We start from the raw sequence: 15,009 nt of genomic DNA, 5'->3' as shown, positions 1-15,009 counted from the left end.
ATCATTTTGCGTTATTTACTTGCTCCTGCTACCACTCTCACGCTATTGTAGTTCCACGTGTAAATTTATTGAATTCGAGCGTATTCAAGGGGAAATTCCCCCTTTTTGGTGGCCGCTCGCCGGCCCGCGCCAAGCCGGGCGGCACCGCCGGCGCATTCGGACTTTTGGGAGTTAGCGCACTTGTTAGTCATAATCGGTTATGTCATCGTCTGCGTCGGCGTGTTCGGCGGTTTCGCGATGGGCGGCGGCCACCTGGCCGCGCTGTTCCAGCCGCTGGAGTTGCTGATGATCGGCGGCGGCGCGGCCGGCGCCTTCCTGGTCGGCAACAACGGCAAGGCGATCAAGGCCACGCTGGCCGCCATTCCGACCTTGTTCCAGGGTTCGCGCTACACCAAAGAGCTGTACATGGAGTTGATGTCGCTGCTGTTCGACGTGCTGTCGAAGGTGCGCAAGGAAGGCCTGATGTCCATCGAGGGCGACATCGACAGTCCGAACGAGAGCCCGCTGTTCAACAAGTATCCCAGCGTGCTGCACGACCACCACATCGTCGAGTTCATGACCGATTACCTGCGCCTGATGGTGTCGGGCAATATGGATGCCTTCCAGATCGAGAACTTGATGGACAACGAGATCGACACCCACCACCACGAGGGCGCCGTGCCGGCCCACGCCATCGCCAAGCTGGGCGACGGCATGCCGGCCTTCGGCATCGTGGCGGCGGTGATGGGGGTGGTGCACACCATGGAGTCGGTCGGCCTGCCGCCGGCCGAGCTGGGCATTTTGATCGCCCACGCGCTGGTCGGCACCTTCCTCGGCATTCTGCTGGCCTACGGCTTCGTCGGGCCGCTGGCCAGCCTGCTGGAACAAAAGCTCGACGAGTCGACCAAGATGTACCAGTGCGTCAAGGTGACCCTGCTGGCCAGCCTGAACGGCTACGCGCCGGCGCTGGCGGTGGAGTTCGGCCGCAAGGTGCTGTACTCGACGGAGCGGCCGAGTTTCGCCGAACTAGAGGACCACATCAAAAAATCCAAGGCCAAGTAGGCGCGGCCGCGGATATGATGTTTGTAACGATGGAAACAACGGGGAATCGCCATGGCTGAAGAGGGCTTGCGGCCAATTATCGTCAAGCGCATCAAGAAAACCGCCGGCGGCCACCACGGCGGCGCGTGGAAGATCGCCTATGCCGACTTCGTGACGGCGATGATGGCCTTCTTCCTGCTGATGTGGCTGCTCGGCTCGACCACCAAGGGCGACCTCAACGGCATCTCCGAATACTTCAAGACGCCGCTCAAGGTGGCCATGCAGGGCGGCTCCGGCAGCGGCGACAGCTCGTCGGTGATCCCCGGCGGCGGCAAGGACCTGACCCGGCGCGACGGCCAGGTGCGCAACGCCGACGACCCGACCGTCAAGAAGACCTACAACCTGAGCGCCGCCAAGGCCGCGCTCGAGCGCGAGGAGACGGTCCGCCTGCAGCAGTTGAAGGAGAAGATCGAGGCCAAGATCGAGTCCAACCCGCTGCTGAAAAAATACAAGAACCAGCTGCTGCTCGACTTCACCAGCGAGGGCCTGCGCATCCAGATCGTCGACGAGCAGAACCGTCCGATGTTCGCGCTGGCCAAGGCCGAGCTGCAGCCCTATACCCGCGACATCCTGCACGAGATCGGCTTCGTGCTGAACGACGTGCCCAACAAGATCGGCCTGTCCGGCCACACCGATTCGACGCCCTATATGAGCGACGCCGGCTACAGCAACTGGGAGTTGTCGGCCGACCGCGCCAACGCCTCGCGCCGCGAGCTGATCGCCGGCGGCATGGGCGAGGCCAAGATGCTGCGCGTGGTCGGCCTGGCCGCCGCCGCCCACCTCGACAAGCAGGACCCGTTCAACCCGATCAACCGGCGCATCAGCATCATCGTGATGAACAAGAAGACCGAGGAGAACGTGATGCGCGACGGCGCCAAGATCGAAGTGGGCGCCGAGGAGCAGGGCGCGGCGGCGCCGGCGGCGCCGCCGCGCGCCAGGAAATAGCGCAGCGCGCCCCCAGCGAGGGCGCTGTTACACCAGAACGAGACTGTTATGACGAGAAAAAAAATCCTTGGTTCACATGTCAAGCGCCTGCTGTCGGGCGTGTCCGACCACGGCAAGAAACATCTGACCGAAGTCGAGACCGACCTGATCCAGACCGGCCTGCTGTTGGAGGAGGCGATCGAGAAGCTGTCCTTCAACTTCATGGCCATCCACCAGGCCGTCGAGGGCCAGCAGGAGACCATCCGCATGCTGCTCGAAGGCGGCGCGCCGACGCCGGAGCAGCGCGCCCAGCTCGAGGCGCTGCAGGGCCAGGTGGGCGGCCACGTCAACGCCGCCATCACCAGCATGCAGTTCCAGGACATGACCAGCCAGCTGATCGACCGCACCCTGAAACGGGTCACCGGCTTGCGCGAATTTCTCGGCACGCTGGGCGCCCACGGCGCCGAGATGTTGCCTGAAAGCGACAATGAGGAAATTGTCGACCTGCTCGGTAAGGTCAGCATGGCGCTGGCGATTCAAAGCCTGGAGTTGCGCAGCGTGCTGCGCAAGGCCGTCAGTCAAAAACACCTGGAGAGTGGCGACATCGAGCTGTTCTAGCCCGGGCGCCCTTGATCGAACGTTAATAGAGCGGGGCCGCTGTCCCGGAATTTCAAAGAGTGAGAGCAAAGATGGCAAAGACAATACTTGCAGTGGATGATTCCAGTTCCTTGCGCCAGATGGTGGCCTTCAGCCTGAAGGCGGCCGGCTACCTGGTGGTCGAGGCGGTCGACGGCCAGGACGGCCTGGAAAAGGCCAAGCAGCAGGCGGTCGACCTGGTGTTGACCGACCAGAACATGCCGCGCATGGACGGCCTCGAGCTGATCAAGCTGCTGCGCGAGCTGCCCACCTACCAGAAGGTGCCGATCCTGATGCTGACCACCGAGTCGTCCGACGAGATGAAGGCCAAGGGCCGCGCGGCCGGCGCCAACGGCTGGCTGGTCAAGCCCTTCGATCCGCAGCGACTGATCGAGGTGGTCAAAAAGGTCATCGGCTGATGAAGCGAGTGCAATGATGTCGAGCGAACTTCACGGAGTCACCCTATGACCATCGATATAAGCCAGTTCTTCCAGGTCTTTTTCGATGAGGCCGAGGAACTGCTGGCTGAAATGGAACGGCTGTTGCTGGCCGTCGACCTGGACAATCCCGATCCGGAGGACCTCAACGCGGTCTTCCGCACCGCCCATTCCGTCAAGGGGGGCGCCTCGACGTTCGGCGTGACCGACATGACCGAGGTCACCCACATCCTGGAGACCCTGCTCGACCGCATCCGCAAGGGCGAGATGGCGCTCACCACCGAGCACGTCGACGCCTTCCTGGCCGCCAAGGACATCCTCAAGATGCAGCTCGACGGCCACCGCCTCGGCAGCGCCGTCGACCAGGACGCCGTCGCCGACGTCGGCATGATGCTGCAGTCGCTGACGGCGCACGCGCCGGTGGCGGCGCTGGCGCCGATGGCGCCCGGCTTCAACGCGCCCGAGGCCAAGGTGGTCGACCACAGCGGCGGACGGCGCTACCGCCTCGAGCTGCCGGTGATGGTGCACCGCGAGGTGACCGCGCTGGGCGCCGAGCTGGGCCTGATGGGCCACGTCGCCATCACCCCGCTGGACCACGACCGCAACGCCATGGTGGTGACCACCCACGAGAGCCTCGACGACATCATCGCCATTTGCTCCTTCGTGCTCGATCCCGAGCAGATGGTGGTGACCGAGCTGCCGCCGCTGGACGCCGCCCGCGCCGAGCTGGAGAGCGCCGAGCGCGCCAAGACCGAGGCCGAGCTCGGCTACGGCTTCTTCGACGAGATCGAGCTGCTGCCGCCGCCCCAGGTGGGCGGGGTCGGCTACGGCTTCTTCCAGCCGATCGAGCAGATCCGCTCCACCGCCGAGGCCGGCGCCGACGACAACCGCGGCTACGGCTTCTTCGAGCCGATCGAGCAGATCCGCGCCGCCGCCGGCATCGTCGCCGAGGCCGCCCCGGCCGCCGTCGCGGCGCACGTCGAGGAGCACGAGAAGAAACCGGCCAAGGGCGAGAAGGCGGCGGTCGCCGCCGGCGCCGAGGCCGGCTCGATCCGCGTCTCGATCGAGAAGGTCGACCAGTTGATCAACCTGGTCGGCGAACTGGTCATCACCCAGGCCATGATCGAGCAGCGCGTCGACACGCTCGACCCGATGAAGCACGAGCGATTGCTCAACAGCGTCAGCCAGCTGACCCGCAACACCCGCGACCTGCAGGAGGCGGTGATGTCGATCCGCATGATGCCGATGGACTTCGTGTTCTCGCGCTTCCCGCGCATGGTGCGCGACCTGGCCGCCAAGCTGGGCAAGAAGGTCGACTTCATCACCAACGGCGCCGCCACCGAGCTCGACAAGGGCCTGATCGAGCGCATCGTCGACCCGCTGACCCACCTGGTGCGCAACAGCATCGACCACGGCATCGAGATGCCCGAGGTGCGCCGCGCCGGCGGCAAGAGCGACGCCGGCCGCCTGTTCCTGTCGGCCAGCCACCAGGGCGGCAACATCATCATCGAGGTGTCCGACGACGGCGGCGGCCTGAACCGCGAGCGCATCCTCGCCAAGGCGGCGCAGAACGGCCTGCCGCTGGCCGAGAACATGAGCGACGCCGACGTCTGGCAACTGATCTTCGCGCCCGGCTTCTCGACCGCCGAGGTGGTCACCGACGTGTCCGGCCGCGGCGTCGGCATGGACGTGGTCAAGCGCAACATCACCGCCATGGGCGGCGTCGTCGACATTCGCTCGGCCAAGGGCTTCGGCACCACCATCTCGATCTCGCTGCCGCTCACCCTGGCCATCCTCGACGGCATGTCGATCCGCGTCGGCGAGGAGGTCTACATCCTGCCGCTCGGCTTCGTCATCGAGTCGCTGCAGCCGGCCCCCGAGGACGTCAAGGAGATCAGCGGCAAGGGCACGGTGGTCAAGGTGCGCGGCGAATACCTGCCCTTGATCCCGCTGTACCAGATGTTCGACATCACGCCGCGCTTCGCCGACCCGTCCGAGGGCATCGTCGTCATCATCGAGACCGACGGGCGCAAGGCCGGCCTGTTCATCGACGACCTGGTCGGCCAGCAGCAGGTGGTGGTGAAGAACCTCGAATCGAACTACCGCAAGGTGGCCGGCATCTCCGGCGCCACCATCCTGGGCGATGGCGGCGTCTCGCTGATCCTCGACGTGGCCGCGCTGATCCGCTCGTCGCGCCAGCTGGCCGACGAAACCATTTTTTCTTGACTGCCCCAACCATATAGGACTCCACCATGGCAGACGCACTGACAACCGGCGCCAAAGAAATCGCCGGCCACGAATTCCTCGCCTTCACGCTCGGCTCGGAGGAGTACGGCATCGACATCCTCAAGGTGCAGGAGATCCGCGGCTACGAGGCGGTCACCCGCATCGCCAACGCTCCCGCCTTCATCAAGGGCGTGATCAACCTCCGCGGCATCATCATCCCGGTGGTCGACATGCGCATCAAGTTCAAGCTGGGCGAGCCGGTGTACGACCAGTTCACCGTGGTCATCATCCTCAACATCAACGGCCGCATCGTCGGCATGGTGGTCGACTCGGTGTCCGACGTCACCACCCTGACGCCGGAGCAGGTCAAGCCGGCACCGGAGATGGGCACCGCCTTCAGCACCGACTACATGATTGGACTGGGCACCATCGACGAGCGTATGCTGATCCTGGTCGACATCGACAAGCTGATGTCGAGCCCGGAGATGGGCCTGATCGACATGCTGGCGGCCTGAGGAGGCTGGTCAGCTGGCAGTAAGGGCAGGAGGCGATCGTTCCATAGAGGGCGGCACCGGCCGGACGGCGATCCGGCGCACGGGGTCCGCGAGCAGCACCCGGCGGACACACAAAAAAACTAGCGGAATACTGGCATATCAAGGGGAGACTACAATGAACTTACGCGACTTTAAAATTGGTGCACGTCTGGGAATCGGCTTCGGGATCATTTTGCTGATTCTGGTCGCGATGGTGTTGTCGGCCAACTTCCTCAACTACAGCAACAAATCCGAATTGACCAAGGGCCTGCAATTGTCGACCGCCAAGAACCTGCAGGCGGCGGCGATGAAGAGCGCCATGCTGGAAACCGGCATCGCGATGCGCAACATCGGCCTGCAGTCCGACGTCAGCCTGATGCAAAAAGAGGAGGGCAAGGTCAAGGACCAGCGCAAACGCTACGAGGCGGCGGTCGAGGCGCTCAAGGCGCTGGGCCTGAACGACGCCGAGAAGAAGGTGTTGGCCGACATCGCCGCCCTCGACAAGGACGTCGACACCGCCTTCAAGGAGGCGATCGGCCAGGTGTTGGCCTTCAACAGCGAGGGCGCGGCCAAGGTCATCGCCAGCCGCATCGACCCGCTCAACACCCAGACCCTGGCCTCGATCAACAAGATGGTCGAGATGCAGCAGGCCGCCGCGCGCGAGGTGCTGGACGGCTCGGTGGCCGCCGACACGCGCCTGATGCTGATGCTGTTCGGCCTGGGCGCGGTCGCCGTGGCGCTGGGCGTGGCCTGCGCCTTCGTCATCACCCGCTCGATCACCGGGCCGCTGTCGGGCGCCGTCGAGGTGGCGCAGAAGGTCGCCGGCGGCGAGCTGACCTCGCACGTGGTGGTCGAGGGCAAGGACGAGACCAGCGAGCTGCTGCAGGCGCTCAAGGACATGAACGACAGCCTGGCCAAGACCGTCGGCGACGTGCGCGCCGGCACCGAGACGATCACCGTCGCCTCGCGCGAGATCGCCTCCGGCAACGCCGACCTGTCCTCGCGCACCGAGTCGCAGGCCAGCTCGCTCGAGCAGACCGCCAGCTCGATGGAGGAGCTGACCTCGACCGTCAAACAGAACGCCGACAACGCGCGCCAGGCCAACCAGCTGGCCGTGTCGGCCTCGTCGGTGGCGGTGAAGGGCGGCAGCGTGGTGTCGCAGGTGGTCGACACCATGGGCTCGATCAAGGAAAGCTCGCGCAAGATCGTCGACATCATCGGTGTCATCGACGGCATCGCTTTCCAGACGAATATTCTGGCGCTGAACGCCGCCGTCGAGGCGGCCCGTGCCGGCGAGCAGGGCCGTGGCTTCGCGGTGGTCGCCTCCGAGGTGCGCAACCTGGCGCAGCGCTCGGCCGGCGCCGCCAAAGAGATCAAGGAACTGATCGGCGACTCGGTCAACAAGGTCGACGCCGGCAGCAAGCTGGTCGACGAGGCCGGCCAGACCATGGACCTGATCGTCACCTCGATCAAGCAGGTGGCCGACATCATGGGCGAGATCACCGCCGCCACCCAGGAGCAGAGCAACGGCATCGAGGAGGTCAACCAGGCCATCACCCAGATGGACGAGATGACCCAGCAGAACGCCGCCCTGGTCGAGCAGGCCGCCGCCGCCGCCGAGAGCATGCAGGAGCAGGCGCAGAAGCTGGCGCAGGCGGTCAGCATCTTCAAACTGTCGGCCGACGGCAACGCGCCGCGCCACGCCGCGCCGCAGCTGGCGCCGCGCCCGGCGCCGAGCAAGGCGGTGGCCGCGCCGCGGCCGGCCGCGCCGGTGCGTGCCGCCGCCCCGGCGGCCAGCAAGTCCACGGCCACGCCGAAGAAGCTGGCCTCGGCGGCCAGCAGCGACGAGTGGGAAGAGTTTTAAGCCTAAGAGTTTTAAGCAAGGGTTTTTTAGCAGTAAGGCCGCGCAAGCGCGCGGCAGTCGTGTAATGTGAGCGTAGTACGTCGGCGCCCCGCGCGCCGGCGCCGCAAGGCGCAAGGCATTGTTCCAGCATCAAATAAGGGTTTAACAAATGCCGCAATCTAAAGACACCGTCAAAGAGTTCGACTTCAACGCCAAGGACTTCGAAAGAGTGCGCGGCCTGATCTACAAGCGGGCCGGCATCTCGCTGGCCGACAGCAAGCAGGAGATGGTGTATAGCCGCCTGGCGCGGCGCTTGCGGGCCACCGGCATCTCGTCCTTCGTCAAGTACCTCGACGACCTCGAGGCGGGCCGCCTGGGCGACGAGTGGGAGGCCTTCACCAACGCCCTGACCACCAACCTGACCTCCTTCTTCCGCGAGGCGCACCATTTCCCGCTGCTCGCCGAGCACGTCAAGAAGCTGAGCGGGCCGATCACCATCTGGTGCTCGGCCGCCTCCACCGGCGAGGAGCCGTATTCGATCGCCATGACCGTGTGCGAGGCCTTCAACACGCTGACGCCGCCGGTCACCATCATCGCCACCGACATCGACACCAACGTGCTGGCGGCCGGCGCCAACGGCGTCTACACGCTCGACCGGCTCGACAAGATGGCGCCCGAGCGGGCCCGCCGCTTCTTCCAGAAGGGCAAGGGCGAGCGCGAGGGCATGGTGCGCGTGCGCCCCGAGCTGCGCCAGATGATCACCTTCAAGCAGCTCAACCTGCTGGCCGACAGCTGGCCGATCAGCGGCCAGTTCGACGTGATCTTCTGCCGCAACGTGATGATTTATTTCGACAAGGCGACCCAGCGCAAGATCCTGGCGCGCTTCGTGCCGCTGATGAAGCCGGACGCGCTGTTGTTCGCCGGCCACTCGGAAAATTTCCTGTATGTCTCGGAATCCTTGAAACTGCGCGGCAAGACGGTCTACGAGCTGGACCACGGCGCGGGCCAAAAAGCAACGTCGCACCGCTAATGAGACTACGACATGGACCTCGAACAATTTGCCACCAACGTCTATTTCGATAGGACGTTCGACTGCGATGCCGCCAAGATCCTGCCCGGCGAGTATTATTTCACCAACAAGGACATGCTGATCGTCACCGTGCTCGGCTCCTGCGTGTCGGCCTGCATCCGCGACCGCGTCACCGGCCTGGGCGGCATGAACCACTTCATGCTGCCCGACGGCGGCAGCGACACCAACAGCCCGGTGTCGGCCTCGGCGCGCTACGGCACCTACGCCATGGAGATCCTGATCAACGACCTGCTCAAGGCCGGCGCCCGGCGCGAGAACCTGGAGGCCAAGGTGTTCGGCGGCGGCGCCGTGTTGAAGGGCTTCACCGCCATCAACGTGGGCGAGCGCAACGCCGCCTTCGTGCTCAACTTCCTCAAGGTCGAGAAGATCCGCGTGGTCGCCGAGGACCTCAACGACATCCACCCGCGCAAGGTCTACTTCTTCCCGCGCAGCGGCAAGGTGCTGGTGAAGAAGTTGATGCAGGCGCACAACGACACGCTGGCCAAGCGCGAGCTCGACTACGCCAGCCGCCTCAAGAAGGCGCCGGTCGGCGGCGAGATCGATTTGTTCTAGCCGGAACGGGCGGCCGCGCCGCCCGCCAGTTTGTGGCGCGCCGCGTGGGCGGCGGGCCGTATTTGAACCAGAATAAGAAAGTAGCGCTATGAAGATCAAAGTCCTGATCGTCGATGACTCCGCCCTGATCCGCAGTGTCATGACCGAAATTATCAGCAGCCAACCCGACATGGAGGTGGTGGGCGTGGCCCCCGACCCGTTGGTGGCGCGCGAGCTGATCAAGCAGACCAACCCCGACGTGCTCACGCTCGACGTCGAAATGCCGAAGATGGACGGCCTCGACTTCCTGGAAAAACTGATGCGCCTGCGGCCGATGCCGGTGGTGATGGTCTCCTCGCTGACCGAGCGCGGCTCCGAGATCACCATGCGCGCGCTGGAGCTGGGCGCGGTCGACTTCGTCACCAAGCCGAAGATCTCGATCCAGTCCGGCATGCGCGAGTACACCGAGCTGATCGCCGACAAGATCCGCGCCGCCTCGAAGGCGCGCATCCGCGCCCGCACGCTGCCGCAGCCGGGCGAGGTGGCCGCCGGCCAGCTGCCGCAGCTGCGCAACCCCCTGACCTCGTCGGAGAAGCTGATCATCGTCGGCGCCTCGACCGGCGGCACCGAGGCGATCCGCGAGTTCCTCATGCAGATGCCGTCGGACTGCCCGGGCATCCTGATCACCCAGCACATGCCGGAGGGCTTCACGCGCTCCTTCGCCAAGCGCCTCGACAGCCTGTGCAAGATCTCGGTGAGCGAGGCGGCCGGCGGCGAGCGGGTGCTGCCGGGCCACGCCTACATCGCGCCGGGCCACTCGCACCTGACCTTGACGCGCAGCGGCGCCAACTACATGACCAAGATCGACCAGGGCGAGCCGGTCAACCGCCACCGCCCCTCGGTCGACGTGCTGTTCCGCTCGGCCGCCCAGTGCGCCGGCAAGAACGCGGTCGGCGTGATCCTGACCGGCATGGGCAAGGACGGCGCCCTCGGCATGTTGGAGATGAAGAACGCCGGGGCGTATAATTTCGCCCAGGACGAGGCCAGTTGCGTGGTGTTCGGCATGCCGCGCGAGGCCATCGCCGTGGGGGCCACCCACGAGGTCGGCGCGCTGCAGGCGCTGCCGGGCATGGTGCTGGGCTATTTGGCGGCACACGGCATGCGCGCTTTGCGTGTTTAATACACGATCGCCGACGTTTTCCTGTTACTTTGTTCGCCCCCGGGGCAGCGAAAATGCTATCCTACAACTTGCTGGCAATTGTAGACACTATTAACAACCGCGTAAGAAGAAACAACGGAGTAATTCATGGCTGATCCAAAGATGAAATTTTTAGTTGTTGACGATTTTTCGACGATGCGCCGCATCGTCCGGAATCTGTTGAAAGAACTGGGTTATGCCAATGTCGACGAGGCTGAGGACGGCGTCATGGCGCTGGCCAAGCTGCGCGCGGAATCGTTCGACTTCGTGGTGTCCGACTGGAACATGCCGAACATGGACGGTTTGACCATGTTGCAGAACATTCGTGCCGACCCGGCGCTGGCCAAGCTGCCGGTGCTGATGGTCACCGCCGAGGCGAAGAAGGAAAACATCATCGCGGCGGCCCAGGCCGGCGCCAACGGCTACGTCGTCAAGCCATTCACGGCGGCCACGCTGGATGAAAAGCTGAACAAGATCTTCGAAAAACTCGGAGCTTGACGATGGCCGAGCAAGACAACGGCGCCATGCAGGCAGCAATGGTGGAGCCGAACGAGGAGTTCTTGTCGCGCATCGGCCACATGACGCGGGCGCTGCACGAGAACTTGCGCGGCCTCGGCCTCGACAAGTTGATCGAGAAGGCCGCCTCCGACATGCCGGACGCGCGCGACCGCCTCGAGTACGTCGCCCGCCTCAGCGAGGACGCGGCGCAGAAGGTGCTCAACGCCACCGACGCGGCCGGCCCGCTGCAGGACCAGATCGGCGCCGACGCCAAGCAGCTGAGCAGCTCCTGGCAGACGCTGCTGGCCAACGGTGCCGGCGAGCAGGACTGGCGCGCGCTGGCGCAGCAGACCATCGCCACGCTGGGCGCGACGAGCGCGCACACCAGCGGCACCAAGTCGCATTTGATGGACATCATGATGGCGCAGGATTTCCAGGATCTGACGGGGCAGGTGATCAAGAAGGTCACCTCGATCGCCCAGAACGTGGAGCAGCAACTGGTGCAGATGTTGATCGACTTCGCGCCGGAACAGCTGAAGAAGGAAATCGACAACGGCTTGCTCAACGGTCCGCAGATCGACCCGGCCGGCGAGGGCGTTGTGGCCGACCAGGGGCAGGTCGACGACCTGCTCGACAGTCTCGGCTTTTAACTAGGATCGCGTCGCCCCCGCCTCGGGGGGGGCCCGCGCCGGCTCCCCTGCTGGGGGCGGCGCGGACGGCCGCCGCGTGGCGGCCGTGGCGAGTCCGCGGTGCAAGAGCGGCCCGCCAGCGGGGCGCCGGCCGCGTGCCAGCAGGGTAGTCCACCGGACCTCGAACGCCGCGCCCGCCATGCACCACACCAATTTCCTCGTCCGCGAACCCCTGCTCGATCCGCAACAGCGGGTGCTCGGCTACGAGCTGAGCTGGCAGGACGGCGCGCCCGGCGCGGCCGCGCCGGCCGCGCTGGAGGAGCTGGTCGGCTTCGTCGCCGGCCAGGTCAACCACCCGGACGACGGCTGGCTGCTGCGCGACAAGACCCTGTTCCTGCAGGCGGTGCCGGCGATGCTGTCGACCGACGCGCTGCACAACATGCCCCCCGAACACACCGTGCTGTCGATCCAGACCGCCACCCTGGCCGACCCGGCCACGCTGGCGGCCGTGCGGGCGCTGCGCGCCGGCGGCGTCGGCATCCTGCTGCGCGAGGCCGACCTGGCCAAGCTGGGCAAGGGCCTGGCCGGCGTCGCCTCGCACGTCGAGGTGCGCTTCACCGGCGCCGACGTGGCGGCCCAGGCGCGCAACTACGCCGCGCTGCGGCAGGCGGCGGTGCGGATGGTCGGCCGGCCGGTGGGCAACTGGGCCGACTTCGACGCCTGCGCCGCGCTCGGCCTGGACGCCTTCGTCGGCAAGTTGCACCTGACGCCGCGGCCGGGCAGCGCGGCCAAGGGCATGAACCCGGCCCAGACCGTCATTTTGCAACTGATGCAGATGGTGCGGCAGAACGCCGACGCGGCACAGATCGAGGCGGTGCTCAAGCGCGACGCCACGCTGTCCTACAAACTGTTGAGGTTCATCAATTCGGCCGGCTTCGGCGCCGGCCGCGAGGTGCAGTCGCTGCGCCAGGCGCTGGCCCTGCTAGGCTATTCGCCGCTGTACCGCTGGCTGACCCTGCTGTTGGCCACCGCCAGCAGCAACGGCTACTCGCCGGTGCTGCTGGAGACGGCGGTGGTGCGCGGCCGCCTGGCCGAGTTGCTCGGCCTAGCCGCGCTGGGCAAGGGCGAGGCGGAGAACATCTTCGTCGCCGGCATGTTCTCGCTGCTCGACCGCCTGCTCGGCATGCCGATGGAACGGGTGCTGGAGGCGATCCAGCTGTCCGACGACGTGGTGGTGGCGCTGCTGACGCGGGGCGGCAAGTACGGCCCCTATCTGGCGCTGGCCGAGGCCTGCGAGCTCAACTCGACGCTGGTGGCGGCGCTGGCCCATTCGCTCGGCCTGAGCCCGCAAGAGGTCAACCAGGCCCACCTGTCGGCGCTGGCCTGGGCGCAGAACGTGGCGAGCTAGCCGGCTTGGCTGGGCGCCATCGTCGAACCCAGCGGCGTCGATCCAGGGTCAGACCCTAGGGTCTGACCCTCGCGCCGCGCCGCTTGCTACGCTGGGTTTTGTTGGCGCCGCTTAGATTTCCAGATTGTCGATCAGGCGGGTGCCGCCCAGCTTGGCCGCGGCCAGCACCACCAGCGGCGTGCCCTGGGCCAGGTCGCCGGCGCTCGGCGGTTGCAGGTCGATCCGCTTGCGGATCGAGATGTAGTCCGGGTTCCAGCCGCGCTTGGCCAGCTCGTCCATCGCCTGGTGCTCCAGTTGGTAGATGTCGAGGTGGCCGGCGCGCATCTCGCTGGCGACGAAGTTGAGCGCCCGGTACAGGGCCGGCGCCTCGGCGCGTTCCGGCGCCGACAAATACATATTGCGCGACGACAGGGCCAGGCCGTCCTCGGCGCGGTAGGTCTCGGCGGCGATGATCTCGGTGGGCAGGGCGAACTGGCGGCTCATGTTGCGGATGATCATCAGTTGCTGGTAGTCCTTCTTGCCGAACACGGCCACGCGCGGCTGCACGCAGGCGAACAGCTTCATCACCACCGTGGTCACGCCGGTGAAGAAGCCGGGGCGGAACTCGCCCTCCAGGGTGTTGCCCAGGTCCTCGGGCGGACGGATGCGGAACTCCTGCGGCTCCGGGTACAGGTCCTTCTCGGTCGGCGCGAACAGCACGTAGACGCCTTCCTTTTCCAGCTTCTCGACGTCGGCCTGGAAGGTGCGCGGATACTTCTCGAAGTCCTCGCCGGGGCCGAACTGCAGGCGGTTGACGAAGATCGAGGCGACCACCGGGTCGCCGTGCTTGCGCGCCAGGCGCATCAGCGACAGGTGGCCCTCGTGCAGATTGCCCATGGTGGGGACGAAGGAGGTGCGCAGTTGGCCGCTCAGTTGGTCGCGCAGTTCTTCAATGGAGGAGATGATTTTCATGGCAGGCTTTCGCGATGGACTAGATGGGGAAGAGGGGGCGGGCGCGGCGTCGCGGCTCAGGCCGGCGAATACGCCAGGCGCACGTAGATCGGGGCGAACGGTTCGGCCTGGGTGATCTCGATCAGGGTTTCCTTGGCCAGCTCCAGCAGGGCGACAAAGTTGACCACCACCACCGGCACGCCGCCGGCGCTGTCGAACAGGTCGTCGAACTCGATGAAGCGCGACGATTGCAGCTTACGCAAAATCGAGGTCATGTGCTCGCGCACCGACAGCTCCTCGCGGCTGATCTGGTGGTGCTGGGTCAGCTTGGCGCGCTTGAACACGTCGAGCCAGGCGCGCTGCAGGTCGATCGGTTCGACCTCGGGCCAGTGCTGCTCCAGGCCCTGCTCGATGAACACGCGCGGCCGGACGAAGTCGCGGTCCAGCTGCGGCATGGTGTTCAGGTCGTAGGCGGCCAGCTTGATCTGCTCGTATTCGAGCAGGCGGCGCACCAGGTCGGCGCGCGGGTCGAAGTCGGGGGCGTCGAGGATCTCGCTGTGGCGCGGCGGCAGCAGCATGCGCGACTTGATCTCGATCAGCATGGCCGCCATCAACAGGTATTCGGCGGCCAGCTCCAGGTTCGACAGGCGGATCTGGTCGACATACTTCAGGTATTGCAGGGTGACCTGCGCCATCGGAATGTCGAGGATGTTGAAGTTTTGCTTGCGGATCAGGTAGAGCAGCAGATCGAGCGGTCCCTCGAAGGCCTCGAGGAAGATCTCCAGCGCGTCGGGCGGAATGTACAGGTCGGTCGGCATGCGCAGCAGCGGCTCGCCGTACAGGCGGGCCAGCGCGGTGTCGACGGCCGGCGCGTCGGCCGCCGCTGTGGCCGCATCGGCCGGATCGGCCGGCCGGGCCGCCAGGACGGCGCCGACGGCGGCGGGCGCCGGCCCGGTGCCGCCGGTGGGCGGCGCGTCGAGCAGCGCGATAGCGTCCTCAGCCGGCGTCAGCGCCGTGGCGCTGGCCGTTTCCTCTGGCAACATCCT

Annotated in this window: 15 protein-coding genes; 13 read left to right on the top strand and 2 right to left on the bottom strand. The window is 65.9% G+C overall.

Going from position 1 to position 15,009, the window contains the following annotated elements:
* The first annotated feature begins 180 nt into the window (after positions 1-180).
* The 13 genes from motA to BM252_RS10375 all read left to right on the top strand — a co-directional run bounded on the left by motA (position 181) and on the right by BM252_RS10375 (position 13,033).
* Entirely contained in the window at positions 181-1,041 is an 861-nt protein-coding gene (gene motA, locus BM252_RS10435) for a flagellar motor stator protein MotA (RefSeq protein ID WP_093387159.1), read from the top strand.
* 51 nt (positions 1,042-1,092) lie between these two features.
* Positions 1,093-2,025: a flagellar motor protein MotB gene (gene motB, locus BM252_RS10430; protein ID WP_093387157.1), complete on the top strand. Its 933-nt coding sequence runs from the start codon at positions 1,093-1,095 to the stop codon at positions 2,023-2,025.
* Positions 2,026-2,073: 48 nt separating this feature from the next.
* Positions 2,074-2,622, top strand: a complete 549-nt coding sequence (locus tag BM252_RS10425) for a chemotaxis protein (RefSeq protein ID WP_093387154.1) — start codon at positions 2,074-2,076, stop codon at positions 2,620-2,622.
* A gap of 71 nt (positions 2,623-2,693) precedes the next feature.
* On the top strand, positions 2,694-3,059 hold the full coding sequence (locus BM252_RS10420) for a response regulator (protein ID WP_093387152.1): 366 nt from the start codon (positions 2,694-2,696) through the stop codon (positions 3,057-3,059).
* A 45-nt stretch (positions 3,060-3,104) separates the two neighbouring features.
* Positions 3,105-5,303, top strand: coding sequence for a chemotaxis protein CheA (gene cheA, locus BM252_RS10415; protein WP_093387150.1), 2,199 nt, complete (start codon positions 3,105-3,107; stop codon positions 5,301-5,303).
* A gap of 26 nt (positions 5,304-5,329) precedes the next feature.
* Positions 5,330-5,818 (top strand): chemotaxis protein CheW, encoded by a 489-nt coding sequence (locus tag BM252_RS10410; RefSeq protein ID WP_093387148.1) that lies wholly within the window; start codon positions 5,330-5,332, stop codon positions 5,816-5,818.
* A 154-nt stretch (positions 5,819-5,972) separates the two neighbouring features.
* On the top strand, positions 5,973-7,700 hold the full coding sequence (locus tag BM252_RS10405) for a methyl-accepting chemotaxis protein (protein ID WP_093387146.1): 1,728 nt from the start codon (positions 5,973-5,975) through the stop codon (positions 7,698-7,700).
* Between the two features lie 148 nt (positions 7,701-7,848).
* Positions 7,849-8,709: a CheR family methyltransferase gene (locus BM252_RS10400; RefSeq protein ID WP_093387143.1), complete on the top strand. Its 861-nt coding sequence runs from the start codon at positions 7,849-7,851 to the stop codon at positions 8,707-8,709.
* A gap of 12 nt (positions 8,710-8,721) precedes the next feature.
* The gene (cheD, locus tag BM252_RS10395; RefSeq protein WP_093387141.1) at positions 8,722-9,321 is read left to right on the top strand and encodes a chemoreceptor glutamine deamidase CheD; all 600 of its coding nucleotides are present in this window, start codon (positions 8,722-8,724) and stop codon (positions 9,319-9,321) included.
* An 88-nt stretch (positions 9,322-9,409) separates the two neighbouring features.
* Positions 9,410-10,480, top strand: a complete 1,071-nt coding sequence (locus BM252_RS10390) for a protein-glutamate methylesterase/protein-glutamine glutaminase (RefSeq protein ID WP_093387138.1) — start codon at positions 9,410-9,412, stop codon at positions 10,478-10,480.
* A gap of 126 nt (positions 10,481-10,606) precedes the next feature.
* Complete coding sequence (gene cheY, locus BM252_RS10385; protein ID WP_008450066.1) at positions 10,607-10,996, top strand: chemotaxis response regulator CheY; 390 nt, start codon at positions 10,607-10,609, stop codon at positions 10,994-10,996.
* Positions 10,997-10,998: 2 nt separating this feature from the next.
* A complete protein-coding gene (gene cheZ, locus BM252_RS10380) occupies positions 10,999-11,646 on the top strand; it encodes a protein phosphatase CheZ (RefSeq protein WP_093387136.1) in 648 nt (215 codons plus the stop codon).
* 178 nt (positions 11,647-11,824) lie between these two features.
* Positions 11,825-13,033: an EAL and HDOD domain-containing protein gene (locus BM252_RS10375; RefSeq protein ID WP_093387133.1), complete on the top strand. Its 1,209-nt coding sequence runs from the start codon at positions 11,825-11,827 to the stop codon at positions 13,031-13,033.
* Positions 13,034-13,144: 111 nt separating this feature from the next.
* On the opposite strand, the gene panC is transcribed toward BM252_RS10375, so the two are convergent.
* Positions 13,145-13,984, bottom strand: coding sequence for a pantoate--beta-alanine ligase (panC, locus tag BM252_RS10370; protein ID WP_093387131.1), 840 nt, complete (start codon positions 13,982-13,984; stop codon positions 13,145-13,147).
* Between the two features lie 56 nt (positions 13,985-14,040).
* Positions 14,041-15,006 (bottom strand): segregation and condensation protein A, encoded by a 966-nt coding sequence (locus tag BM252_RS10365; protein WP_245774183.1) that lies wholly within the window; start codon positions 15,004-15,006, stop codon positions 14,041-14,043.
* Positions 15,007-15,009: the final 3 nt, after the last annotated feature.

It is taken from the genome of Rugamonas rubra (assembly GCF_900114705.1).
Classification (GTDB): Bacteria; Pseudomonadota; Gammaproteobacteria; order Burkholderiales; family Burkholderiaceae_D; genus Rugamonas; species Rugamonas rubra.
The sequence above is the reverse complement of the archived record's forward strand: the minus strand, read 5'-3'. Positions and strand labels throughout refer to the sequence as shown.

Excerpts from the sequence above, each read along its gene's own strand:
- cheZ (WP_093387136.1), top strand. The coding sequence starts at position 10,999 with ATGGCCGAGCAAGACAACGGCGCCATGCAGGCAGCAATGGTGGAGCCG.
- panC (WP_093387131.1), bottom strand. The coding sequence starts at position 13,984 with ATGAAAATCATCTCCTCCATTGAAGAACTGCGCGACCAACTGAGCGGC.
- cheD (WP_093387141.1), top strand. The coding sequence starts at position 8,722 with ATGGACCTCGAACAATTTGCCACCAACGTCTATTTCGATAGGACGTTC.
- BM252_RS10365 (WP_245774183.1), bottom strand. The coding sequence starts at position 15,006 with ATGTTGCCAGAGGAAACGGCCAGCGCCACGGCGCTGACGCCGGCTGAG.
- BM252_RS10405 (WP_093387146.1), top strand. The coding sequence starts at position 5,973 with ATGAACTTACGCGACTTTAAAATTGGTGCACGTCTGGGAATCGGCTTC.
- BM252_RS10410 (WP_093387148.1), top strand. The coding sequence starts at position 5,330 with ATGGCAGACGCACTGACAACCGGCGCCAAAGAAATCGCCGGCCACGAA.
- motB (WP_093387157.1), top strand. The coding sequence starts at position 1,093 with ATGGCTGAAGAGGGCTTGCGGCCAATTATCGTCAAGCGCATCAAGAAA.
- BM252_RS10375 (WP_093387133.1), top strand. The coding sequence starts at position 11,825 with ATGCACCACACCAATTTCCTCGTCCGCGAACCCCTGCTCGATCCGCAA.
- BM252_RS10400 (WP_093387143.1), top strand. The coding sequence starts at position 7,849 with ATGCCGCAATCTAAAGACACCGTCAAAGAGTTCGACTTCAACGCCAAG.
- BM252_RS10420 (WP_093387152.1), top strand. The coding sequence starts at position 2,694 with ATGGCAAAGACAATACTTGCAGTGGATGATTCCAGTTCCTTGCGCCAG.
- cheY (WP_008450066.1), top strand. The coding sequence starts at position 10,607 with ATGGCTGATCCAAAGATGAAATTTTTAGTTGTTGACGATTTTTCGACG.
- BM252_RS10390 (WP_093387138.1), top strand. The coding sequence starts at position 9,410 with ATGAAGATCAAAGTCCTGATCGTCGATGACTCCGCCCTGATCCGCAGT.
- cheA (WP_093387150.1), top strand. The coding sequence starts at position 3,105 with ATGACCATCGATATAAGCCAGTTCTTCCAGGTCTTTTTCGATGAGGCC.
- BM252_RS10425 (WP_093387154.1), top strand. The coding sequence starts at position 2,074 with ATGACGAGAAAAAAAATCCTTGGTTCACATGTCAAGCGCCTGCTGTCG.